At 68.7% G+C, this 21,826-nt stretch carries 23 protein-coding genes; 9 read left to right on the forward strand and 14 right to left on the reverse strand.

All coding sequences use genetic code 11. The annotated features are described in order from the left end of the window. Window positions 1–106 precede the first annotated feature (106 nt). Complete coding sequence (locus ACOCEP_RS07600) at window positions 107–1,351, reverse strand: DUF445 domain-containing protein (protein ID WP_482336523.1); 1,245 nt, start codon at window positions 1,349–1,351, stop codon at window positions 107–109. A 7-nt stretch (window positions 1,352–1,358) separates the two neighbouring features. Further along, window positions 1,359–2,141 (reverse strand): Abi-alpha family protein, encoded by a 783-nt coding sequence (locus ACOCEP_RS07605; protein ID WP_482336524.1) that lies wholly within the window; start codon window positions 2,139–2,141, stop codon window positions 1,359–1,361. A 96-nt stretch (window positions 2,142–2,237) separates the two neighbouring features. Between ACOCEP_RS07605 and ACOCEP_RS07610 the strand changes: the two genes are divergently transcribed. Next, on the forward strand, window positions 2,238–3,110 hold the full coding sequence (locus ACOCEP_RS07610; RefSeq protein WP_482336526.1) for a maleylpyruvate isomerase family mycothiol-dependent enzyme: 873 nt from the start codon (window positions 2,238–2,240) through the stop codon (window positions 3,108–3,110). On the opposite strand, the gene ACOCEP_RS07615 is transcribed toward ACOCEP_RS07610, so the two are convergent. Continuing rightward, a complete protein-coding gene (locus tag ACOCEP_RS07615; RefSeq protein WP_482336528.1) occupies window positions 3,073–3,471 on the reverse strand; it encodes a pyridoxamine 5'-phosphate oxidase family protein in 399 nt (132 codons plus the stop codon). The genes ACOCEP_RS07610 and ACOCEP_RS07615 overlap by 38 nt on opposite strands. A 400-nt stretch (window positions 3,472–3,871) precedes the next feature. Between ACOCEP_RS07615 and ACOCEP_RS07620 the strand changes: the two genes are divergently transcribed. Beyond that, a complete protein-coding gene (locus ACOCEP_RS07620; RefSeq protein WP_482336530.1) occupies window positions 3,872–4,801 on the forward strand; it encodes an AraC family transcriptional regulator in 930 nt (309 codons plus the stop codon). On the opposite strand, the gene ACOCEP_RS07625 is transcribed toward ACOCEP_RS07620, so the two are convergent. The 4 genes from ACOCEP_RS07625 to ACOCEP_RS07640 are packed head-to-tail and all read right to left on the reverse strand — an operon-like array spanning window position 4,789 to window position 7,930. Further along, complete coding sequence (locus tag ACOCEP_RS07625; RefSeq protein WP_482336532.1) at window positions 4,789–5,145, reverse strand: LapA family protein; 357 nt, start codon at window positions 5,143–5,145, stop codon at window positions 4,789–4,791. The two genes, ACOCEP_RS07620 and ACOCEP_RS07625, sit on opposite strands and share 13 nt — an antisense overlap. Window positions 5,146–5,183: 38 nt before the next feature. Continuing rightward, window positions 5,184–6,332 (reverse strand): dipeptidase, encoded by a 1,149-nt coding sequence (locus tag ACOCEP_RS07630; RefSeq protein ID WP_482336533.1) that lies wholly within the window; start codon window positions 6,330–6,332, stop codon window positions 5,184–5,186. A 36-nt stretch (window positions 6,333–6,368) separates the two neighbouring features. Further along, window positions 6,369–6,974, reverse strand: a complete 606-nt coding sequence (locus tag ACOCEP_RS07635; RefSeq protein ID WP_482336534.1) for an alpha/beta hydrolase — start codon at window positions 6,972–6,974, stop codon at window positions 6,369–6,371. Beyond that, window positions 6,971–7,930 carry a ring-cleaving dioxygenase gene (locus ACOCEP_RS07640; protein ID WP_482336535.1) on the reverse strand — a complete coding sequence of 320 codons (960 nt, stop codon included), beginning with the start codon at window positions 7,928–7,930 and terminating at the stop codon, window positions 6,971–6,973. Before ACOCEP_RS07640 ends, ACOCEP_RS07635 begins: the two co-directional genes overlap by 4 nt. Window positions 7,931–8,029: 99 nt before the next feature. Between ACOCEP_RS07640 and ACOCEP_RS07645 the strand changes: the two genes are divergently transcribed. Next, on the forward strand, window positions 8,030–8,491 hold the full coding sequence (locus ACOCEP_RS07645; RefSeq protein ID WP_482336537.1) for a MarR family winged helix-turn-helix transcriptional regulator: 462 nt from the start codon (window positions 8,030–8,032) through the stop codon (window positions 8,489–8,491). A gap of 46 nt (window positions 8,492–8,537) precedes the next feature. Further along, window positions 8,538–8,918, forward strand: a complete 381-nt coding sequence (locus ACOCEP_RS07650; protein WP_073845414.1) for a VOC family protein — start codon at window positions 8,538–8,540, stop codon at window positions 8,916–8,918. A gap of 379 nt (window positions 8,919–9,297) precedes the next feature. Here ACOCEP_RS07650 and ACOCEP_RS07655 read toward each other — a convergent pair whose 3' ends face one another. The 4 genes from ACOCEP_RS07655 to ACOCEP_RS07670 are packed head-to-tail and all read right to left on the reverse strand — an operon-like array spanning window position 9,298 to window position 14,516. Continuing rightward, window positions 9,298–10,896 carry a benzoate-CoA ligase family protein gene (locus ACOCEP_RS07655; RefSeq protein WP_482336538.1) on the reverse strand — a complete coding sequence of 533 codons (1,599 nt, stop codon included), beginning with the start codon at window positions 10,894–10,896 and terminating at the stop codon, window positions 9,298–9,300. A gap of 17 nt (window positions 10,897–10,913) precedes the next feature. Next, window positions 10,914–12,335, reverse strand: a complete 1,422-nt coding sequence (boxB, locus tag ACOCEP_RS07660) for a benzoyl-CoA 2,3-epoxidase subunit BoxB (RefSeq protein WP_482336540.1) — start codon at window positions 12,333–12,335, stop codon at window positions 10,914–10,916. Window positions 12,336–12,342: 7 nt separating this feature from the next. Then, a complete protein-coding gene (gene boxC, locus ACOCEP_RS07665; RefSeq protein WP_482336541.1) occupies window positions 12,343–13,935 on the reverse strand; it encodes a 2,3-epoxybenzoyl-CoA dihydrolase in 1,593 nt (530 codons plus the stop codon). Between the two features lie 38 nt (window positions 13,936–13,973). Further along, window positions 13,974–14,516, reverse strand: coding sequence for a TetR/AcrR family transcriptional regulator (locus tag ACOCEP_RS07670; RefSeq protein WP_482336543.1), 543 nt, complete (start codon window positions 14,514–14,516; stop codon window positions 13,974–13,976). Window positions 14,517–14,576: 60 nt separating this feature from the next. Here ACOCEP_RS07670 and ACOCEP_RS07675 point away from each other — a divergent pair, with 60 nt between their 5' ends. Beyond that, window positions 14,577–15,032 (forward strand): cupin domain-containing protein, encoded by a 456-nt coding sequence (locus ACOCEP_RS07675; RefSeq protein ID WP_482336545.1) that lies wholly within the window; start codon window positions 14,577–14,579, stop codon window positions 15,030–15,032. Here ACOCEP_RS07675 and ACOCEP_RS07680 read toward each other — a convergent pair. After that, complete coding sequence (locus ACOCEP_RS07680) at window positions 15,016–15,447, reverse strand: hypothetical protein (protein ID WP_482336546.1); 432 nt, start codon at window positions 15,445–15,447, stop codon at window positions 15,016–15,018. The two genes, ACOCEP_RS07675 and ACOCEP_RS07680, sit on opposite strands and share 17 nt — an antisense overlap. Window positions 15,448–15,778: 331 nt before the next feature. Here ACOCEP_RS07680 and ACOCEP_RS07685 point away from each other — a divergent pair, with 331 nt between their 5' ends. Together ACOCEP_RS07685 and ACOCEP_RS07690 are read left to right on the forward strand one after the other, a co-directional pair. Further along, a complete protein-coding gene (locus ACOCEP_RS07685) occupies window positions 15,779–17,680 on the forward strand; it encodes an ABC transporter ATP-binding protein (RefSeq protein ID WP_482336548.1) in 1,902 nt (633 codons plus the stop codon). A 13-nt stretch (window positions 17,681–17,693) separates the two neighbouring features. Continuing rightward, on the forward strand, window positions 17,694–18,578 hold the full coding sequence (locus tag ACOCEP_RS07690) for an alpha/beta fold hydrolase (protein ID WP_482336549.1): 885 nt from the start codon (window positions 17,694–17,696) through the stop codon (window positions 18,576–18,578). Here ACOCEP_RS07690 and ACOCEP_RS07695 read toward each other — a convergent pair. Together ACOCEP_RS07695 and ACOCEP_RS07700 are read right to left on the reverse strand one after the other, a co-directional pair. Continuing rightward, window positions 18,559–19,320: a 2-keto-4-pentenoate hydratase gene (locus tag ACOCEP_RS07695; protein ID WP_482336551.1), complete on the reverse strand. Its 762-nt coding sequence runs from the start codon at window positions 19,318–19,320 to the stop codon at window positions 18,559–18,561. The genes ACOCEP_RS07690 and ACOCEP_RS07695 overlap by 20 nt on opposite strands. After that, window positions 19,317–20,114 (reverse strand): 2-keto-4-pentenoate hydratase, encoded by a 798-nt coding sequence (locus tag ACOCEP_RS07700; RefSeq protein WP_482336552.1) that lies wholly within the window; start codon window positions 20,112–20,114, stop codon window positions 19,317–19,319. Before ACOCEP_RS07700 ends, ACOCEP_RS07695 begins: the two co-directional genes overlap by 4 nt. Before the next feature lie 130 nt (window positions 20,115–20,244). Here ACOCEP_RS07700 and ACOCEP_RS07705 point away from each other — a divergent pair, with 130 nt between their 5' ends. After that, entirely contained in the window at window positions 20,245–20,817 is a 573-nt protein-coding gene (locus tag ACOCEP_RS07705; protein ID WP_482336553.1) for a hypothetical protein, read from the forward strand. Window positions 20,818–21,217: 400 nt separating this feature from the next. Next, entirely contained in the window at window positions 21,218–21,625 is a 408-nt protein-coding gene (locus tag ACOCEP_RS07710; RefSeq protein ID WP_482336554.1) for a CoA-binding protein, read from the forward strand. The last annotated feature ends 201 nt before the right edge of the window (window positions 21,626–21,826 follow it).

A 21,826-nucleotide genomic window follows, 5' to 3' on the forward strand; every position in this document is an offset into this window, starting at 1 on the left:
GGACCCGGTGTACCGCCGATGGGGCAGCCATCCGCGCGTTTCGTCCTCTAGATGCGGTAGTTGCGTGTGCAACTACCGCATCTAGAGGACGAAACGCGAGAAGGGGTCAGGCGGCGAAGTGCTCCAGCAGGAGGACCTGGGCCTCGCCGACGGCGAAACCCAGGACGGCGCCGGTCGCGATCAGGATCCATTCGTCCTGCTGGAAAGCCGGCCGCAGCAGTCCCTCGAACTCGCGCGGCGACAGCTCCTTCATCTTCGTCACCAGCACGTTCCGGATGTCCATCGCGTCGTTCGCGTAGTCCTCGATGTACCGCATGGTCTCCGGCAGCTTGTCCATGATCTTCTCGGCGATGTTCAGCTTCATGTCCTGATACCGCTTGCTGCCGACGGCGAACACCACCAGCGGTTTCCCGACGCCGACGCGGCGCCCGAGCTGTTCGTCGAGCTGGCGCTGGATCAGCCCGAGCACCCGGTCCGACAGCGGGCCGTGCAGCACCGCCTCGATCACGTTGTGCGGGGTGATGATCTCCTTCGCGATCAGCGCGCCGTACGCCTCCGCGACCTCGCCGCGCCGCTTCAGGAACAGCCCCTGCCAGCGCACGCCGAAGTACCGGCGTTCCTCGATCGGGTAGAAGATCATCCGCAGCGCCAGCCAGTCGGTGAACCAGCCGGTGAAGAGCCCGAACAACGGCATGATCAGCGGGAACTTGAACAGCACCCACGCGACCATCTGGATGATCCCGATGAGCCCGCCGAAGAAGATGCCGGAGCGGGCGATGAACTTGAACTCCTTGTCGCCTGCCTCCTGGAAGATCCGGTTCAGCAGCCGTTTGTCCTTGACCAGTGCGGTGACCACCATGCCCTTGAGGTCGAACACACTGTCCACATCGGACTTGATCAGCTCCAGCACGGCCGCGACCATCCGCGGCGTCTCGGCCTGGACGCGCTGGATCACCAGCCGCTGCATGCCCACCGGCAGGGATTCCCACAGCCCCGGCTGGTAGTGGGCGGCGACGTCGCGCACGATCTCCTCGACGGCGGCCTGGAGCGGTTTTTCGATCTCCTTGGCGATTCTCTGCGGATCGAGCCGGGCGACGACCTCCGCCGGTTTGATCAGCTGCTCGGTCATCGTGTCGCAGGCGATGCTCGCCATCCGCGCGGCGCGTTTGGGCACGATGCCCTGCCAGCCGAGGAAGGGTTTGATCCCGATGAACTCGACCGGCTGGAACATCATCCGGATCGCGACGAGTTTGGTGGTGTAGCCGATCAGGGCGGCGACGATCGGGATGGAGACGTAGAGCGGCCAGTGCTCGCCGAAATCGGCGAGGATCCCGTCGAGGTACGCACCCATGCCGAAGTCAGCCGGCGCTCGGGTCGCAGGCCTGCCAGAACTGGGCGCCGAGGCGGGAAATATGGACGGTGCGCTTCACGAACTTCGCGCGTTTGACCGACTTCTCCGCCTCGCGGACGGTCTCGTCGGTCAGCAGGATCTCGTACTGCGTCTCCAGCGCGGGCACCTCTTCGTCCAGCTCGACCAGGCCGAGCCCGATCAGCCTGGTGAGGTAGCCGGGCACCTGGTCCGGCAGCGAAACCCCGGCGGCCTTGCCGACGGTGGAGGCGTTGCGGAGCACGAACCGCCCGGCCGCACCGAGACTGGTCCGCTCCGCGACGTCGACGGCGGGGAACGGCGAGCCGTCGGAAAGCGCGGAAAGGATGCGGGCCTCGTCCGGCGTGAGCTGCCGCAGGATGATCGCGTAGAGGTACTCCCGGGCCCGCTCACGGCCGAAGCCGATCGAGTGGTTGAGCAGCTCCGCCATCGCCGCGCGGAGCGGTTCGAGCTGGGCGCGGGTGTGCACGAGGGTGATCGTCGCTTCGACCGGCCGCGAACCGTTGGTGTCCGGGCGGTTCATCGCGGACGCGGCGGTGAGCGCGGCGTGGTACGGGTCGTCGACCTCGTCGAGACGGCGGCGCAGCTCCGAAAGCAGCTGCCGCTCGCCTTGTTTGACGATCTGTTCGGCGATCTCGACGCCGGGGAGTTTGCGGGTGAACTCGAAACCCGTGCGCGCGGCCCAGCCCGCGAGCTGTCCCGCTCGTTTGGCGAAAGCGGCCATGTCTTCACCGGCGGGTCGATCGTTGCTCACGGGCACTCCCCTCGCGTTCGCGCTGATGCTACCTGCGAGTAGGCCGAATGGCCGAAAATGTGATGGACCTGGGCCCGCTTTGATCGACACTGTTGGATGGTCACCATGACCTTCTTCACGCGCTGGGGTCCGCCGATCGACGTCCTCCCGTTGTTCGCGCGGGAGGAGCAAGCCCTGCTGGACGTCCTGACGGGACTCGACGCGGACCAGTGGGCCGCGCCGACGGTGTGCACGGGCTGGACGGTGCACGATCTCGCCGCCCACATCCTCGGCGACAAACTCGGCAGGCTGTCCCGCGACCGTGACGGCTACCGGACGACCGCGCCCCGCGAGGGCGAGCGGTTCGGGGACTTCATCGACCGGATCAACGACGAGTGGGTCGTCGCGTGCCGTCGGCTGTCCCCCGAAGTGCTGTTCGCGATGCTGGTGGACAGCACCTCGCAGATCGCCGAGATGTTCGGCCGCGCCGACCTCGACGCCGTCGGCGATCCGGTGAGCTGGGCCGGGGACGAGCCCGCGCCGGTGTGGCTCGACGTCGCCCGCGAGTACACCGAGTTCTGGGTGCACCAGCAGCAGATCCGCGCGGCCGTCGGCGCGCGGCCGCTGGACGATCCGGACTTCCGGGGGCCGGTGGTCGACACCTTCATGCGGGCGTTGCCGCACACCCTGCGTGACATCGACGCCCGCGCCGGCAGGCAGGTCGCGTACACCGTCACCGGTCAGGGTGGCGGGAAGTGGACGGCGCGGCGGGCCGCGGACGGCTGGGAACTCGACCGGGCCGCGCCGACGTCACGCGCGCCGCTGGCCTCGGTGACGACGGACGCGGACACCTTCTGGCGGCTGTGCACCCGGAACCCGGCGGACCGCACCCGGGTCACCGCCGAGGGCGACGAAAACGTTTGCGCCGCGGTGCTCGGGATGACGTCGATCATCACATCAGGTAACGGCTCACCTTCTCCGGCCGGATGACGAGCCGCACGAGGTCGAGGGTCTGGATCCCGGCGAGCTCCCCCGCGTGGGCCGGGTCTTCGAGGTCCCAATAGCGCTCGGCGAGCCGGGCGGCCAGTTCGTGCGCGCCGTCGGGTTCCACCGTGGCGGGGCCGGAGACGGAGACCCAGCGCTCTCGTTCGCCCACCGGCGCGGCCACGATGAGCGACGCGCGGGGATCGTCCTCCAGCCGTCGCACCTTGGGCGACTCGCGAGGCGTGAAGAGCTGGATGGAGCCGTCGGCGGCGGCCTCGAACCACACCGGGCGGACCGGGCCGTCGGCCACGGTCAGGAATCCGTGCAGGGGGCGGCGAAGGAATTCGAGGTCGTCGGGAGTCAGCATGGGCTCGATTCAATACGGCGGGCTCGGACGTGCCCATAGGTGAAAGGCCGGATCACCTGTCCATTCGTCCAACCTCGGCCGCGTGGACCAGCTGTAGTGAGGCGTCGGTACAGCTGGTCGCGCGTGGCGATTCGGGCTCGGTCTGCGGGTCCTAGGGGCTGGAGCCGGTGTCGCGAAAGCCACTTTCGGGACACCAGACGTCTCGAAAGTGGCTTTCGCAACCCCCGGCCAAGCCCAGCACCCGGCGGTACCGAGCGGGCCTGGTCTCGTGAGTGGCGAACGCTCCTTTCCTCGCATAAGACGCGACGAAGGGAGCCTTCACCCCACGCACGACGGCACGGAACCGCGCGGGCGCTCGCAACGCGCCGCCGTCCCCCGCGACTCGTTTAGCCTCGGTGAAGTGGACGTGTTCAGTGACCTGATCCGCGGGGTGCGCTCCCACGGGTCGTTGTTCGGCAGTTCGACGCTGTCCGCGCCATGGAACCTGCGTTTCGTGGACGGCGCGCCGCTGACCCTCTGCGCCGTGCTCACCGGCGCGGGCTGGATCGTCCCCGAGGACGGCCCGCCCGAGCCGCTTCGCGCGGGCGAGTCGGTCATCGTGCGCGGCCCGGCGACGTTCACCTTCGTCGATGAGGTCGGCACCCTGGCCGAACCGATCGCGTGCGGCGAGCACTGCGCGACACCTGATCAGGGCGGCACGCGGCACCGGCTCGGCTGGGTCGACGACCCCGGCGGCGAGACGACCTTGATCGTCGGCGCGTATCCGGTGCGCGGCGAGATCGGCCGACCGCTGCTGGACGCGCTGCCCGTGGTGCTGCGCGTGGACGCCGGCGGCGCGGGTGACCCCGTGCTGGAGCACCTCGCCGCCGAGGTCGCCATCGACGCGCCGGGGCAGCAGGTGGTGCTCGACCGGCTGCTGGACTGGATGCTGGTCTGTTCCCTGCGCGAGTGGTTCGACCGGCCGGGCGGCGAACCCCCGGCGTGGTGGGCCGCGCAGCGGGACCCGGTGGTCGGGGACGCGCTGCGCCTGCTGCACGCGGAACCGGCGGCACCGTGGACCGTCGGCACGCTGGCCACCCGTGCCGGGGTTTCGCGGTCGACGCTGGCCAAGCGGTTCGCCGACCTGGTCGGCGAACCGCCGCTGACCTACCTCACCCGCTGGCGGATGACGCTCGCGGCGGATCTGCTGACCGGCGAGGAGTCCGCGACCATCTCGGACATCGCCCGCACCGTCGGCTACTCCGACGCGTTCGGGTTCAGCGCGGCGTTCAAACGCGTGCGGGGCGTCAACCCCAGCGAGTTCCGGCGCGGGGTGCTTCAGCGCAGCTGATGCCGCGACTTCTTGGCCTGCTTGCGCAACTGCAGGATCCGGGCGCCGCCGACGAGCGCGACCAGCGCGCCACCGGCGATCACGGAGAACAGCATCGCGACCGCCAGCGGCATGCTGCCGGACATGCCCAGGAAGTGCACGGTGGCCGGGTCCTGGTTCTGCAGGATGAACACGAGCAGGAACACCAGCACGATCAACGCCACGATGACGGCGATCCAGGTGCCGCTCACCCGCGTGCGTTTGAGCTTCGGACCGGCTTCGAATTTACCGCTGTGGCGTGCGCCGCCCGCGGTGTCGGACGGCTTGACGGGAACCTGGGCGGCGCCCTCCTCCGGCTGCGTCATGCTGGACAGTGTCCGCCGAAGCGGGCTTGATCGCGCTCTCAAGCGTCCGAACGGGTGACCTCGTCCGCCGCGCGGAGCACGCGCAAGGTGTTCTTCCCGGCCAGTTTCGCGCAGTCCTCTTCGCTCCAGCCGCGCTCCAGCAGGGCCGCGAAGAGCACCGGGTACTTCGAAACGTCTTCGAGGCCTTCGGGCAGCGTCGCGACTCCGTCGTAGTCGCCGCCGAGTCCGATGTGGTCGACTCCGGCCACTTCGCGCGCGTGCTCGATGTGCGCGACGACGTCGTCGATACCCGCCTTCGGCTTCTCGGGGCCGCCTCGCTCTGCGGTGAACTTCGTGCGCTGGTCGATGTTGCGGTAATCCTTGCCCGCGGCTTCCATGTCCAGGCGCAGCTGGTCGTCCCACTCCGCGACCTTCGGCGAGATGAAGCCCGGCACGAACGTCACCATCGCGACGCCGTCCTTGGCCGCCAGCGTTTCCAGCACGTCGTCGGGGATGTTGCGGGGATGGTCGTTGACCGCGGTGCAGGACGAGTGGCTGAAGATCACCGGCGCGGAACTGACCTCCAGCGCGGCGCGCATGGTGCTCGGCGCGACATGCGAGAGGTCGACCAGCATGCCGATCTTGTTCATCTCGCGGACGACGTCGCGGCCGAACTCGGTGAGCCCGCCGTGCTCGGGTTCGTCGGTCCCGGAGTCGGCCCAGGTGGTGTTGTAGTTGTGCGTCAGTGTCATGTAGCGGACGCCGAGGCGGCGCAGGATCCTCAGCACGCCAAGGGATTCGGCGATGCTGTGGCCGCCCTCGGCGCCCAGCAGCGACGCGATCTTGCCGTCGCGGAAAGCGGCTTCCGCCTCGTCGGCGGTGTCCACGAGGGCCAGGCGATCGGGGTAGCGCTCGGCCATCTGGTGCACGATCTCGATCTGTTCGAGCACCGCCGTCACCGCGCTGTGCCCCTCGAACTGGCACGGCACGTAGACGGACCAGAACTGCATCCCGAGCCTGCCTTCGGCGAGCTTCGGGAAGTCGGTGTGCAGATGCGGCTGACGGACCGTGAGATCCGTGCCGGCCACGGCCCCGACCGGGTCCGGCCCGGTCGTGACCCGCAGCTCCCATGGCAGATCGTTGTGCCCGTCCGCGAGGAGGACCCTGTCGAGCAGGGCCTGGGCGCGGACGAGGTCCCCGTTAGTCATCGGACGATTTTACGTTCGCGTGCTTTGCTCTCCCGGTTACGGGTTCAGCCACCCCGCCGCCGCCACCAAACCGTCGCCGGTCACCTGATGCCCGCCGGGATGCCGGTGGGCGACCACGTCCGCGCCGCGTTCGCGCAGGTCACGGACGAGCGTCTCCGCCGAAGGCAGCGGAGCCATCGGATCTTGCCCGCCGTTCGACAGGAAGACCCGCTTCCCGGACAGGTCGTTCCGCGGCGGCTCCGGGAGCGGCGACATCGCCGCGAACAGCGCGGCCTCCTTGACGGCGTCCGGGCGGAGCAAGGTCACCGCGGCGGCGATGTTGGCGCCGTTGGAGAACCCGATGGCGACCAGCCGCCTGCCACCGAGGCCGTACTCCTCGCGCGAGGCGACCACGAAATCGGCCAGCTGGTTCGCGCGGAAGACCACGTCCTCGTGGTCGAAGACGCCTTCCGCCAGCCTGCGGAACCACCGCGCCGCACCGTGTTCCGAGACCGGCCCGGCCGGCGCGAGCAGCGCCGAACCCGGGCTCAGCTGCCGGGCGAGCGGCACGAGATCGTCCGGGCCGCCGCCGGTGCCGTGCAGGAGCAGCAGCACCGGCTCGTCGTCCGCCCCTTCGACGTACTTGTGCTCCAAGGTGCTCATCGCGGGTTGTTCTCGCTCGGGAGGTCCAGCTTCGGCAGCATGGCCTCGATGTCCTCACGCTTGGGCTCCAGCCACGGCGGGAGCTTCAGCGCGCGGCCGAGTTCGAGCAGCGGCTCGTCGATCGCGAAGCCGGGTTCGTCGGTCGCGACCTCGAGCAGGGTGCCGCCGGGCTCGCGGAAGTAGATCGAGCGGAAGTACTGACGGTCCAAAATGGACGTCACGTTCACGCCGTCGTCGATGAGCTCGTCGCGCCAGGCGGCCTGGGTCTCTTCGTCCGGCGCGCGCCAGGCGACGTGGTGCACGGTGCCCGCCGCGACCAGCCCGCGCGGGGCGTCGGGGGTCACGAGGACGTCGACGAGCGCGCCGGGGCCGCCCTCACCGGCGGAGAACCGGAGGCGGTTGCTCTCCTGGTGCTCGAAGGACAGACCGAGGCCGTCGGTCAGCATCCCGGCGGTCGCGTCCTCTTTGGACACCGACAGCGTGACGGAGTGCAGGCCGCGGATCGCGTGCTCGGCGGGGACGAGCTTCGTGTCCCACGGGTCGCGCGGGTCGCCCTGCGGATGCGCGACGAGCGCGAGCTTCAGGCCGTCCGGGTCGGCGAAGGTGAGCGTCTCCTCGCCGTCGGAGTTCCGGATCCGGCTCGTTTCGACGCCGCTCGCGGCGAGGTGCTGCTTCCACCAGCCGAGCGAGGCCTCGGGCACGGAGAACGACGTCGTGGTCGCCTGGCCGGTGCCGTGGCGGCCCTTCGGCGCGTCCTTCCACGGGAAGAACGTCATCAGCGAGCCGGGCTTGCCGGATCCGTCGCCGTAATAGAGGTGGTAGGTGCCGGGGTCGTCGAAGTTCACGGTGGTCTTCACCAGCCGCAGGCCGAGTGCCCGGGTGTAGAAGTCCGCGTTGCGCTGGGGATCGCCACCGATGGCGGTGACGTGGTGCAGGCCCGAAGTCTTGATCGACATGGTGCCCCTCCTCTGGGAGCCGGTGAACTCAAGCTAGCCCGATAACCTCTCGCGCGCAAGATATATTCCAGGAAGAGTTCTTGGTGTACCCTCGCTCGCGTGGCAGTGGTGAAAGCGGAGGAACCGAACGACGACGAAGTGGTCACGTGGTGGGGCCTGGTGATCGAGGGCTACCTGGCCACCCAGAACAAGCTGATGGGCGAGATCGCCGAACGGTTCGGCCTGGCGCCGGCGTCGTTCGACATCCTGCTGCGGCTCGTGCGCTCACCCGAGCACCGGATGCCGATGACGCGGCTGGCCGTCGAGGCGGCCCTGTCGAGCGGCGGGTTCACCAAGGTCGCGGACCGGCTGGTCGCCGCGGACCTGATCTGCCGCGTGCCGAGCCCGGACGATCGTCGCGTCACGTTCGCGGCCCTCACCGACCACGGTCTCGACGTCGCCGGGAAGGCGCGGGAGGCGTGCGCGGAGATCCTGCGGCGCATCGTCCTGACTCCGCTCGGTGACGGCGCGCACGACCTGGCCGAGGCCATGCGCACCCTGCGCACCGTCAACGGCGACTGAAAAACCCGCTCTGGCCTGCGGCTTCGATGAGGCGCACGCTGTGGGGATGCTCACCGAATCGACCATCACGACGATGCTCCCGGTGACCGACGCCGAACGCGCCGGCCGCTTCTACGCGGATTCCCTTGGCCTGCGCCGGACTTCCACCGGCGAGGACGGGACCGTCTACTTCGAGGCGGGCGCGGGCGCCATCGGCCTGCGCCCGATGCCCGACGGAACGCAGAGCGAGAACACGGCGCTGAGTTTCGAGGTCGGCGACCTCGACGCCGAGGTGCGGACACTGGAGGACCGCGGGGTGCGGTTCCAGGACTTCGAGGCGGACGGCATCAAGACCGTCGGCCACATCGCCGACCTCGGCAAGGAACGCGCCGCCTGGTTCAACGACAGCGAGGGGAACGTCCTCTGCCTGCACGAGGTCGTCGCCTGACGCCTCGCGTTTCGTCCTCTGGATGCGGTACTTGCGTGTGCAAGGACCGCATTTAGAGGACTAAACGCGCCGGGTGCACGTCACCTGCGGGCCGTGTCGCGAAAGCCACTTTCGGGACGTCTGGTGTCCCGTAAGTGGCTTTCGCGACATCCAACGTCCGTGCCCAGGCGTGCGAAGGCGACACCGCCCCACGCATTTAGAGGACTAAATGCGTGGGGCGGGTGTTCGACCCACCCACCCGGCCGACGCACGCCTGTGGCCCGGTCAGCTGGGAAGGGTTGCGAAAGCCACTTTCGCAACCTTGAGCGTTGCGAAAGTGGCTTTCGCAACGCGCTCGCGTCGAGAGGGTGGCGGTGGGGACGACCGCCGCTTCCCGCATTTAGAGGACCAAATGCGGCGGGGCGGGGGCCCGGACCTCGTACATGTCCCGCACCAGTTCCCGGATGACGTTGCGGCGGATCTTCCCGGTCGCCGTCTTCGGCAGTTCGCCCAGCTCGACGATGCCCCGCGGCCGTTTGAACGACGCCAGCCCGGCCCGGCAGAACTCGATCAGCTCGTCCGGGTCCAGCCTGCCGCCGGGCACGCCGACCACGCACGCGACCGGCTTCTCGATACCGTCCGCGTCGAAGGCGGCCACCACCGCGACCTCGGCGACCGCCGGATGTTGAAGCAGCCTGTCCTCGACCTCGGCGGGCGAAACCCAGATCCCGCCCGGTTTCAGCATGTCGTTGAAACGCCCCAGGCAGGTGTAGCCGCCGTCGGCGTCGCGCACGAAGCTGTCGCCCGTCCGCAGCCACTCACCCTGGAAGACGTGTTTCGTCGTCTCGTACCGCGCCCAGTACCCCGTCGCGATCGACGGCCCGGCGACGAACAGTTCACCGGGCTGCCCGTCCGGCACCGGCTCGCCGTGTTCGTCGCGCAGCGCGATCTCGTAGCCCGGCACCGGCACCCCGGTGCTGCCGGGCCTGACCTGACGCGGCCGGTTGGACAGGAAGATGTGCAACGCCTCGGTCGAGCCGATCCCGTCCAGGATCTCGACGCCGAAGCGGTCGCGGAACCGTTCGAACAGCACGGCCGGCAGCGGTTCGCCTGCCGAAACCGCCTGACGCACCGAAGAGAACGTGTCGTCGGGGATGTCGCTGGCGAGCAGCGCGGCGTAGAACGTCGGGACGGCGAAGAACAGCGTCGGCCGTTCCGCACGAGCCCTGGCGGCGATCAGCCCGGGGGTCGGCCGGGCCGGTTCGAGCAGGGTCGTCCCGCCCGCCGCGAGCGGGAAGAACGCCGAATTCCCCAAGCCGTAAGCGAAGAACAGCTTCGGTACGGACAGGAACCGGTCGTTCGGCCCGGTGTCCAGCACGCCGCGCGCGTACGTTTCGCAGACCGCGCGGATGCTCGCGTGCCGATGCATCGCGCCCTTCGGCTTGCCCGTCGTTCCCGACGTGTACAGCCAGAGCGCGGGCGAATCCTCCCAGGTCGGCGCCGGTTCGAAACCTTCGTCGTCCACTGTGGACAGCTCGCCCCACTCGTGCGCGCGGACCCCGGAGGGCGGTTCGGCCACCTTGGCCCTGTCCAGCACGACGTCGGTGACCTCCGGCGCCAGCCCCAGCGCGACCGTCGCCTGCGCGGCGAACTCCCCGGAAACACACAGCACCCTGGCCCGCGAATCGGCGAGCAGCTTGCCCAGGTCCAGCCCGGTGACCATGGTGGACACCGGCACCGCGACCGCGCCGGCCAGCATCGCGCCGAGGATCCCGGTGAGCAGCTCGACGTCGTCGGCCATGCAGAACAGGACCCGCTCCTCCGGGCGGACGCCGATCGCCTTCAGCCCCGCCGCCACCCGGCGGCTTTCGGCCGCCAGCTCCGCATACGTGAGACTTCGCCTCGGGGAGACGACCGCGACCTTCGCGCCCCGGCCTTCCGCCGGATGCCGGTCGAGCAGGTAGCTCGCCGCGTTGAACCCGGTAGCAGCAGCGGTCACGGGCGCACCTCAATCGCTCAGCTCAGGTAAACGTATTCGTAGTCGAACGGTTTCCCATTGATGCCCTGGCGTGGCGGCGCCACCCAGCTCGCGATCTTTCCTCGCTCGTACACCGGGTGCATCAGCGATCGGACGAAGGTCAGGTCTTCGGGAGTGGGCAGCCACTTGCGTTTGCCGGCCAGCCAGGTCCGCTCGTCGACAACGGTGCCGTCGGGCGTCACATGGTGGCCGGAGTTTATGCCGACTTCGCGATTGAATCCAGGGTGCGGGAGGACGAATCGGAAGTCGACGCCCGCCTCGTCCAGGATCTTGTTCCAGCGGTTGACGCCGGTCTGGCAGTCGGCGCGGTACTCCTCGCGCAGGTCGAGGTTCAGCAGCAGGATGGCCGCGAGTTCCTCGGTCTCCCAGGTGCCGTCGGCCCTCGGCCGCGAGAGCGACCCGGCGGCGTCGGTGAGCTTGTGATCGTCCTTGCGGCGAGCCTCCTGCCAGCGGCCTTTCAGCCCCGCGGTGTAGTAGTTCGCCGCGTTGGTCGACGTCTCGCCGCCGAACAGGTCGAGCGAGACGGTGTAGTGGAAGTTGAGGTAACGCTGGATCACGTCCAGCGGGATGCCGCCGTGCCCGGCGATGTCGAAGGTGTCGTGCTCGCGGATCAGTTCGGCACTGCGGGTGACCACCCTGTCGACCCCGGTGGTGCCGACGAACATGTGGTGCGCCTCTTCCTTGAGCATGAATTCACAAGTGCGGGAAAGCGGGTCGAAGCCGCTTTCCTTGAGCGTGCCGAGCTGATATTTGCCATCACGGTCGGTGAAATAGGTGAACATGTAGAACGCGAGCCAATCCGCGGTCTCCTCGTTGAAGGCGCCGAGGATCCGGGGCGCGTCCGGGCTTCCGGAGTTCCGGAGCAGCAACCCTTCCGCCTCGTCCCGGCCTTCGCGGCCGAAGTAGGCGTGCAGCAGATACACCATCGCCCACAGATGGCGGCCTTCTTCGACGTTGACCTGGAAGAGGTTCCGCAGGTCGTAGAGGCTCGGCGCGGTGAGGCCCAGCAGCTTCTGCTGCTCGACCGACGCGGGTTCGGTGTCGCCCTGGATGACGATGAGCCGCTGCAGATCGGCGCGGTACTCGCCGGGCACCTGCTGCCAGGCGGGCTCGCCCTTGTGCTCGCCGAAGCCGATCACCCGGTCCGGGTCCGGCTCCGCGAGGAAGATCCCCCACCGGTAGTCGGGCACGTCGACGTGGTCGAAATGCGCCCAGCCGTCCCGGCCGACGCTGACCGCGGTCCGCAGGTAGACCCCGTGCGTCCGCAGCGCGGGGCCCATTTCGCCCCACCAGTCCAGGAATTTCGGCTGCCAGCCTTCCAGCGCCCGCTGAAGGCGGCGATCACCGGAGAGGTCGACGTTGTTGGGGATCTTGGCGTCGTAATCGATCTTGGTGGGCATACGCTGTTCAAACCCGCTTCCTGTCGAAGACGGCCTTCTGACCAGTACCGTAGCGACGCAACGCACCCTCGGGACCGGATGCGTTCGGACGAGTGAAGATCCAGTTCTGCCAGGCGGCGAGCCTGCCGAAGATCTTGCTTTCCAGTGTCTCGGGGCCGACGAACCGGTGATTGGCCTCCATGCCGGTCAGGGCGTCCGGGCTCAGCGAAGCCCGTCCTTCCAGCGCGATCCGGATCTCGTCCTCCCAGTCGAGGTCGTCCGGGGCGTCGGTGACCAGGCCGAGTTCGTTCGCCTCCGCCGGGCTCAGCGCTTTGCCGCGTACCTCCGCGAGCCTGGTGACGTGGTCCGGGTCCCCGTGGAAGCGGGATTCGAGGCGGGTCAGGCCGTTGCCCATCGGGAAGCGGCCGAAGTTGGCTTCGGACAACGTGATCGCCGCTCGTTCTTCACTGTCTTCGTCGTCGATCGGCGGACCGTCCAAGATGTACTGGCGGTCGGCGGCGAGCGCGAGTTCCAGCAGAAGCCCGGCGTAGCAGCTTCCAGGCTCGACGAGGGCGATCAGGCTGCGGCTGGTGACGTCCAGCCGTTTCAGCGTGCGCTTGAAGTAGTGGACGATTTCGTTGCTCAGACAGTCTTTCGCGTCGAACACGGCGCGTTCGTGTTCGAGGACCTTCGCCGGATCGCCTTCGGTGCGGAGCACCCACGTGCCGAGTTCGGGTTCGTTGGTGCGCAGGCGAAGGATCGCGTCGTCCAGCTCGCGGGTGACGTCCAGCAGCCAGCCGTCGTCGCCCTCCGGACCTTTGACGGTGATCGTCGCTTCGGTCGCGGTGCGGGCGATGTCGACATGACGATGCTTGAGCGGCTTCAGCTCGACACCTTCGCCGTCGAGCCGCTCGCTCGTCCGCGCGAACTCCTTCGCCCTGGTCAGCACGGCTTCGCGGAAGCCTTGCCGGGGCACGAGTTCGTCGACGAGCCGCCAGTCGACGGCGGTCCGCCCTTTCACTCCGTCGGGGCGTGTGGCGAAGACGTCGGCGAGGTCCCGCCGCACGCCGCGTTTGTCCACCACCCGGGTGAGCCCGCCGGTGCCGGGCAGGACGCCGAGGAGCGGCACCTCCGGCAGCGCGACGGTCGAGGAGTTGTCGTCGACCAGCAGGATCTTCTCGCAGGCGAGCGCGATCTCGTAGCCGCCGCCGGCGCAGGTGCCGTTGACCGCCGCGACGTAGATCTGCCCGGAGTGCGCGGCGGCGTCCTCCATGGCGTTGCGGGTCTCGTTGGTGAACTTGCAGAAGTTCACCTTCCACTCGTGCGACGACGACGCCAGCATGCGGATGTTCGCGCCGGCGCAGAAGACGTTGTCCTTCGCGCTGGTCACGATGACCACGCGGACTTCAGGATGTTCGAACCGCAGCCGCTGCGTGGCGTCGTACAGCTCGATGTCGACACCGAGGTCGTACGAGTTGAGTTTGAGCTCGTAACCCGGGACGAGGCCGCCCTCGGGGTCGACGTCGAGTTCGAGCCACGCGATGGCGCCGTCGGTGGACAGGTTCCAGTGCCGGTAGCCGCTGGGATGACGTTCGAACGTCACCGATGTGGTCCGCGTCACCCTTCCGATTGTCTACATAGCACTGATCAGCGTCAATGTTATGTAGAAAGTTGGTCACGGAGCAGTTCGAGGAAACGCACCCAGTCGGCACCCTTGCGAATGACCGAGGAAAGCGCGCCGACCAGGAGATACACGTCGGCGACCGTGCAGTCCGAGCGCAGGAGACCGGCGGCCTGATCGTGGGCGATGATCTCGGCGACCACCGTTTCGAGGCGCTCGCGCGCCGAACCGCGCGGCTCACTCCCGGGCCGCCCTCGGGCCGAGTCGATGGCGGCGGTGAGGCCGCGATCGCCCGCCAGCACCTCGCCGACGTGTCGGAAATAGCGCTCCAGACCGGAATCCTCACCGAAACAGTGCGCCCTGGCGTACCGCTCGATCTCCGCGAACCGGTGCTCCGCCGCCGCCTCGACCAGCGCCTGGCGATCCGGGAAATGGCGGTACACGGTGCCCACGCCGACGCCGGCCGCGCGGGCGATCTCCGGCATCTGCACGTCGTCCCCGCGTTCGGCGAACAACGCGCGCGCGGCGTCGACCACCTTCGCCCGGTTGCGCTCCGCGTCCGCTCGCGGCTTGGTTGACAACCCGCCTCCCTCGCGTTTAAGTGGAAACGGAGTCCGTTTCCGATTGAAGGGCAGCATAGCATGTCGAAGGACCGTTTTCTCCTGCTCGAACCCGGCGAAGCCCGCCCTGGCCGGGTCCCGCTACCGCCCTCGTTCAGCGTCAAGGCGATGACCGAAGACACCGAGACGAGGTTCTCGCTGCTCGAGGTCACCCTCGCCATGGACATCCCGCGGCACGTGCACCACGAGGCGGACGAAGGCATATACGTCCTGGAAGGCGAACTCGGGATCGATTTCGACGACGAAAGTCATATCGCCACGAAGGGCACTTTTGTCCTGCTACCGCGCGGAGTTCCCCATGCCTTGCGCCGCCTTTCCGAACCGCCGCGGGTTCTGCAGATCTCTTCCCCCGGCGGCTGGGAGCACTATCTGGAAGACCTGTTCGAGGCGGGGCCCGCCGTCTTCACCGAGGGCGCGATCGACCCGGCGAAGATCAACCGGGTCGCCGGGCCCCACCGCATCACGTATGGGAGCTGACCGCCGCCGGGACGCGGTTGAGCTTCGTCGCGGCCCAGGTCACGAAGGCCCACAGCAGCAACGCCGCGGCCAGGTCGGTGTAGATCGTGGCGAACCAGAAGGCCGGGATCTGCGGCACGGCGACCAGGAAGTGACCGAGGCTCGCGAGGCCGGACAGCGAGAAGACCATCAGGAACGCGAGCGCCCGCCAGTAACGTCCGCGCAGGTAGTCGCGGTAGCCGAGCACGCCGAAGACGGTGAAGAGGACGTACGCGACGACGACCAAGGTGGCGGCCATGCCCACCGAGACCCCCTCGACCTGCGGGTAGTCGGCCGCCCTGATCACGTTGTGCGCGTAGTGCAGCGTGGTGGTCAGCAGGGTGAAGGCCAGGATCAGGCGTAGCGCGGTGAGTCCGCTGGTTCGAAGAGCTTCCATGTTCGCCCCCTTTGCGATTTGATAGATCGCTCTAGCGAGAGAGTAGCCCAAGACGTGGGTGTGTGGAAATAGGGACGTTGAGTGTCCCTATTTCCACACACCCCGTACTCCGCGTAGCGATGCTGACTGACTGTGAGGGTCGGCGGGCAGGTCCGCACGTTCGCGCCACATGCGCCAGTAGTCACAAGGCACTTTCCAAGTACGTGAAGGCCCCCTTCACTGCGCTAGACGCAATGAAGGGGGCCTTCACGTACTTCAAGCGAGCAAGGTACGACGCCGAGCACCTCTTCGGCTCTCGGAATTGTCGGTGGGTGCGCGTAGAGAAGGAGGAGTGCCCGAAGCGTCCGTGCCCCTGATCGGGGTCGAGAACCTCAAGATGCCCGAGTGGGCCACGGTCGACGAGACCGTGGCCCAGGCGGGGATGGTCAAGGCCATCCGCACGCTCCCGTCCGCGGTGGCCATCGTGCTGCGGCTGGCCTGGCGGACGTCGCCGCGCCTGACCCTGCTGGCCGGCGTCGTCCATCTCCTTTCCGGCTGTGTCACGGCGTTCGGCCTGCTGGCCACGGCGAACGTGTTCCTCGCGCTGCTGGAGAACGGGCCGACGCCGGAGAAGGTGCTGCAATCGCTGCCCGCGCTGCTGGTCGTCGTCGGCACGTACGCCTTGCGCGCGCTGCTCGACACGGCGGTGGCGGCGGTCGAGGGCGCGCTCCGGCCGCGGGTGGTGACGTCGGCGGGCGACGAGGTCACCGCCGCGATGGTCCGCGTCCGGCTGCTGGCCTTCGAGGACGCGGATTTCCGTGAGCTGGCAAGGCAGGGCGCCCGGTATGGCGTCCGGTCGATCGAGATGAGCCTCCGCTGGCTCGCGGATCTCACCTCGGCGCTGATCTCGCTGGTCGCCGCGCTGGTGGCGGCCGGCCTGCTCAACCCGTGGCTCGCGCCGGTGCTGCTGCTCGCCGCGGTGGCCGACGGCTGGGCGGCGGCGAAGGTCGCGAAGCTGAACTACCGGCATTATCTGGACACCGTCGCCCGCAACATCCGGAAGGGGATCGTCGAGGAGGTCGCGACGTGGCGCCAGTTCGCGCTCGAACGGCACGCCCTCACTCTCCAGGAGCCGTTGCTCGGCGAGTACCGGCGGATCACCGAAAGCCTGATGCGCGAAGAGGTCCGGCTCGCGCATCGCAGCAACCTGGTCCGCCTCACCGGGCGCGCGGCGGCCGGAGTGGGCACCGCGATCGCGTATCTGGTGCTCGGTTTCCTCCTCTACACCGGCCAGATGGAGCTCGCCCTCGCCGGGACGGCCGCGCTCGCCATGCGGACGGCGTCGAATTCGCTGTCCATCACGATGCACGCGGTGAACTCCCTGTACGAGGAGTCGTTCTACATCGCCTTCTTCCACCGGCTGCTGGTGGAATCCGGGAAACGCGGCCCGGTGAAGGACGGGGTCGCCGCCCCGGCGGATCCGGCGGAGATCCGGCTGGAGAACGTCGGTTTCACCTACCCCGGCCAGGAGAACGCCGCGCTGCGCGAGATCTCGCTGACCATCCGGCGCGGCGAGGTGGTCGCCCTCGTCGGCGAGAACGGTTCGGGCAAGACCACGCTGGGCAAGCTGCTCACCGGGCTTTATCCGCCCTCGGAGGGAAAGGTGTACTGGGACGACGTCGATCTCGCGGGCGCCGATCACGAGTCGGTGCACGCCAATATCGCCGTCATCGCCCAGGATCCCGCCGAATGGCCGATGACCGCGGAGCACAACGTGACCGTCGGCAGGCTCGGCCGGGAGGATCCGGAGCACGCCGCGTGGCACGACGCGATCACCTCTTCGGGCGCCGACGAAGTGATCGACGCTTTGCCCGCCAAGGAGAAAACCGTGCTGTCCAAGAAGTTCGACGACGGGCAGGACCTTTCGGGCGGGCAGTGGCAGCGGATGGGCATCGCCCGCGGGATCTACCGCGACGCCGCCGTCCTGGTCGCCGACGAGCCGACGGCCGCCCTCGACGCGAAGGCCGAGGCCAGGGTCTTCGCGGGGCTGAGGCACGCGAGTGTCTCCGGGGCGGGCAGGCGCACGACGATCCTGGTGACCCATCGGCTGGCCAACATCCGTTCCGCGGACCGGATCCTGGTGCTGGAGAAGGGGCGGCTGATCGAGCAGGGCACGCACGCCGAACTCATCGAGGAAGGAGGCCTCTACCACGAGCTTTACGAAATCCAGGCTCGCGCGTACCGCGGCGAGTAGGCACACTGTCCTGATGCCGGAGAAGATCGCCGAAGTGAACGGCGTCCAGCTGTGCCACGAGACGTTCGGTTCGCCGGACGGCAGGCCGTTGCTGATGATCATGGGCCTGGCGTCGCAGATGATCTGGTGGGACGACGAACTCTGCGAGAACCTCGCGGCCGAGGGGTTCTACGTCATCCGCTACGACAACCGGGACGCAGGCCGGTCCAGCCGGATGACCGGCCGGGTGAACCTGCCGCTCGCGTACGCCCTGCGCACGGCGCCGTACTCCCTGGCGGACATGGCGGGTGACGCCGCCGGTCTGCTGACCGCGCTCGGCGTCGGGAGCGCGCACGTCGTGGGCGCGTCGATGGGCGGGATGGTCGCGCAGACGCTGGCCATCGAGTACCCGTCGCGGGTGCGGTCGCTGACGTCGATCATGTCGACCACCGGCAACCGGTTCGTCGGGCGGCCGAGCGCCAAGGCGATGGCGGCGCTGCTGACGGCGCCCCCGCGCGGTCGCGAGGAGTACGTCGACGCACTGGTGCGCACGTTCCGCGTCATCGGCTCGCCCGGCTACCCCTTCGACGAGGCGCGGATGCGTGAGCGCGCGGAGCGGTCCTTCGATCGCGGCGTCAATCCCGGCGGGACCGCGCGGCAGCTGGCGGCGATCGTTTCCAGCCGGGATCGCTTCCGCGCGTTGCGGAAGCTCGAGGTGCCCGCGCTGGTCGTGCACGGCTCGAAGGATCCGCTCGTGCACGTTTCCGGCGGCCGGGCGACGGCCCGCGCGCTGCGAGAGTCCGAAGTGGACATCGTCCCGGGGATGGGGCACGACCTCCCGCGCGCGATCTGGCCCCGGCTGACGCGCGGTCTGCTCCGGACGGCCGACCGCGCCGACGTCAGGATCCGGCGAGCGTGATCGAGCCCAGATGAGAGAAATGCGCCGCCACGCGTGAACCCGGGCGCACGTCGACGGCGTCGGTCATCCCTCCGGTGAGCACGATCCAGCCCGGCTCCAGCGCGAGCCCTCGCGCGCCGAGGGTGTTGGCCGCCAGCGCCAGGGCCTCCGCCGGGTGTCCTTGGACGGCCGCGCCGGTGGCGGTGTCGACGATCGCGCCGTCGACCTCCAGCAGCGCCGCCTCCAGCGAGAGATCCACTGTGGACGGTTCGGCGCCGACCGGCCCCAGCGTGAAGTACGCGGAGAAACCGTTGTCCGCCACGACGTCCGGCAGCTTGGCCCGGTAGCCGCGGTAGCGGCTGTCGACGATCTCGATACCGCCGTGGACCCGGCTCACCGCCGCCATCGCGGTCGCCGCGGTCACGCCGGGGCCGGCGAGCCGTTCACCCAGCACGAAGACCAGCTCTGGCTCCGCACGCGGGTGGATCAGCGACGGCACGGGGACACCGGCGGGCAACACCATCGCGTCGGTCAGCCACGCGAGCAACGGGACATCGATCCCCATCCGCTGCCGCATCGCCCGCGAGGTCAGGCCCAGCTTGACGCCGACCACCGTCTCGCCGCGCGCACGCCGAAGCCGCAGTGCCTCGTCCTGGATGGCGTAAGCGGTATCGACGTCCAGATCCGGCCATGCGTCGGTCAGTGGTTCGCGTTCTTCGCCGGACAGCAGCGCTTCCGCCGCCTCCCGCACGTCAAGGCTCACGGCCGTTCCTCCCCGGAGAATTTCGCGGTGACACCGCCGAGCCCCGCCATCGTCGCGACGACGGTGTCGCCGGGGCTCACCGGGATCGCGCGGGTCATCGAACCCGGCAGCACGACGTGCCCCGGTTCGAGCGCGACACCGAGCGGCCCGACCGTGTTCGCGAGCCACACCAGCGCGTTCACCGGTGAGCCGAGCACCGCGCCGCCGGCCCCGGTCGCCGCGAGCTCGCCGTTCCGGTGCAGGACACAACCCACCAGCCGCAGGTCGATGTCGCCGATCGCGGTCGGCCTGCTGCCGAGGACGACCCCGCCCGAGGACGCGTTGTCGGCGATCGTGTCGACGATGCTGATCTTCCAGTCCCGGATACGGGAATCGACGATCTCCAGCGCCGGTACGACGAAGTCCACCGCCCGCAGCGCGTCCGCCACCGTGACACCGGGGCCGCGCAGCCACGAACCGAGCACGAACGCGATCTCCGGTTCGATCTTCGGCTGCAGGAAGCCGCCGATCGGGATCGGCTGGTGTTCGAGATGGAACATCGAGGCGGTCAGATGGCCGTAGTCGGGCTGGTCGACGCCCATCTGCCGCTGCATGGCGGCGGAGGCGAGACCGACCTTGTGCCCGCGCACCTCGTCGCCGCGTTCGGCCCAGTGGCGGACGAGCCGCTGCTGGATGCGGTACGCGTCCTCCAGGGTCGCGGCGGGATAGGACTCGATGAGGGGCGCGATCGGTTTCCCGGTCTCGTACGCGCTGAGCAGCGCGGCCGCGGCCTCCTGCAGCGTGCTGGCGTCCATGGGCTCCTTCCGACAGCCGAACTCTGCCCCGCCGCCGGTGCCCGCACAAGACGCCCGTTCCACTGGCCGGTACGCACGGATTAGGCCGAAAGGGTCTCGCGGGACCCCGGTCATCACCTAGCCTGCTCCCATGTCCGATTGGACGCTCTCACGGGCGAAGGCCAGGATCGACCGCCGCGAGGAGCTCGACGAGCTCACCGCGCGTATCCGCTACGAGGTGCGGGTGCACCTCAACGAGCCCACCGCGCACACCGCCTACGACGAGCTGACCGACGTCTTCGCCATCGGGCACGCGGAGTGTTCGGCGCTGCTGAAGCATCGTCGTGTCCTTCCGTTGTGGGAGCGGCTGCTGCTCCAGCGCTATACCCGCCGCCTCTACGGCAAGGCGGTCTCGGCGACCGTCGGTGACCTTCCCGCCGACGCGGGCCCCGCGCCCGCGGCCGCGTTCGGCCAGGAGATCGCGTCGCTGACGCCGGATTCCGGGGACACCGGCGCGAAGTTCGACCTGCAGGGCCGCGGCCTGGTCAACGTCTTCCGGATCGCCGCCGGACGGCACGGCGAGATCTGGCCCGATCGCCACGACGTCGCGACGACGTCCGCGCGCAGCGTCCTCACCTGTTCCGCGGTCTTCCTGCGGCGCCGCGCCTGGCACGTCGTCTGGCCGGTGTACCGGGTGCGCGGGCTGCGGCTCTGGAAGCTCTAGCGACCGGGGCTGAAAGGGACTTTCCCCGCATCTCCCGCGGCGAAGGGCCCTTTCCCCTCATCGGATGTGTGGTCCCGGCGAAGTCGCAGAGCCGCTGGTCGCGGCCGCCATCGCGGGTGTTGCGAAAGCCACTTTCACAACCTTCAAGGTTGCGAAAGTGGCTTTCGCAACACGACCACCAGGCTTGACCAGCGAATCCCGACTTCGCCGGGGCCCTGGCATCGCATGCGGGGAAAGTCCCCTGTACCTGTGGAAGGTGTGAAGGTCGCGTTTCCTCGGCTGAGCCGAGGGAAGGGGGCCTTCACGCGCCGTCGTTGTGACTGGTGGGGCGAGTGGAGCGCGGGGCTGCCGGTGATCGCCCTCCAGGAATTCCCACGCACCCACCGTGGTTGCACCCGGTATGACCGATCGCGCCACCGAAATCCTCGCCGGTTCGAAGACGATCGCCGTCGTGGGGCTGAGCCGCGATCCGGCCAAGGCGTCGCACGGGGTCGCCGCCGTACTGCAGGCGCACGGGTTCCGGATCATCCCCGTGCACCCCTCGGCCGACGAGCTGCTCGGCGAGAAGGTGTACCGCTCGCTCGCCGACATCCCGGAGCCCGTCGACATCGTCGACGTCTTCCGGCCGTCCGGGGACACCCCGCCGATCGCCGAACAGGCCGTCGCGATCGGCGCGAAGGCACTCTGGTTGCAGCAGGGCATCGTCTCCGCCGAGTCCCGCCGGATCGCCGAAGAAGCCGGGCTGGCCTACGTCGAAGACCGCTGCACCGCCGTCGTCCGAGCGGTCGCGAATCTGTCTGTGCGTTAGAAACGTACTTCACGCCGAACCCCCGCCACGATTTTCCGGCGGGGGTTCGTTCATATCCGTGAACAAAAGAATGACCTTTGAAGTCATACACCGATTCGGATCCGTCCAATGGATTGGTCCAAACCGGTGATCTTGACCAGAAGCCTCCGAACTGGGAAAACTTGTCCGGTCGCCAGTTTGTTAAGAAACCTTCCCAAGGGT

Source organism: Amycolatopsis sp. CA-211722 (genome assembly GCF_056828465.1).

Excerpts from the sequence above, each read along its gene's own strand:
- ACOCEP_RS07635 (WP_482336534.1), bottom strand. The coding sequence starts at position 6,974 with ATGAGCACCTTGGAGCACAAGTACGTCGAAGGGGCGGACGACGAGCCG.
- ACOCEP_RS07600 (WP_482336523.1), bottom strand. The coding sequence starts at position 1,351 with ATGGGTGCGTACCTCGACGGGATCCTCGCCGATTTCGGCGAGCACTGG.
- ACOCEP_RS07640 (WP_482336535.1), bottom strand. The coding sequence starts at position 7,930 with ATGTCGATCAAGACTTCGGGCCTGCACCACGTCACCGCCATCGGTGGC.
- ACOCEP_RS07705 (WP_482336553.1), top strand. The coding sequence starts at position 20,245 with ATGTCCGATTGGACGCTCTCACGGGCGAAGGCCAGGATCGACCGCCGC.
- ACOCEP_RS07610 (WP_482336526.1), top strand. The coding sequence starts at position 2,238 with ATGGTCACCATGACCTTCTTCACGCGCTGGGGTCCGCCGATCGACGTC.
- ACOCEP_RS07690 (WP_482336549.1), top strand. The coding sequence starts at position 17,694 with ATGCCGGAGAAGATCGCCGAAGTGAACGGCGTCCAGCTGTGCCACGAG.
- ACOCEP_RS07710 (WP_482336554.1), top strand. The coding sequence starts at position 21,218 with ATGACCGATCGCGCCACCGAAATCCTCGCCGGTTCGAAGACGATCGCC.
- boxB (WP_482336540.1), bottom strand. The coding sequence starts at position 12,335 with ATGCCCACCAAGATCGATTACGACGCCAAGATCCCCAACAACGTCGAC.
- ACOCEP_RS07680 (WP_482336546.1), bottom strand. The coding sequence starts at position 15,447 with ATGGAAGCTCTTCGAACCAGCGGACTCACCGCGCTACGCCTGATCCTG.
- ACOCEP_RS07675 (WP_482336545.1), top strand. The coding sequence starts at position 14,577 with ATGTCGAAGGACCGTTTTCTCCTGCTCGAACCCGGCGAAGCCCGCCCT.
- ACOCEP_RS07615 (WP_482336528.1), bottom strand. The coding sequence starts at position 3,471 with ATGCTGACTCCCGACGACCTCGAATTCCTTCGCCGCCCCCTGCACGGA.
- ACOCEP_RS07700 (WP_482336552.1), bottom strand. The coding sequence starts at position 20,114 with ATGGACGCCAGCACGCTGCAGGAGGCCGCGGCCGCGCTGCTCAGCGCG.
- ACOCEP_RS07630 (WP_482336533.1), bottom strand. The coding sequence starts at position 6,332 with ATGACTAACGGGGACCTCGTCCGCGCCCAGGCCCTGCTCGACAGGGTC.
- ACOCEP_RS07650 (WP_073845414.1), top strand. The coding sequence starts at position 8,538 with ATGCTCACCGAATCGACCATCACGACGATGCTCCCGGTGACCGACGCC.
- ACOCEP_RS07625 (WP_482336532.1), bottom strand. The coding sequence starts at position 5,145 with ATGACGCAGCCGGAGGAGGGCGCCGCCCAGGTTCCCGTCAAGCCGTCC.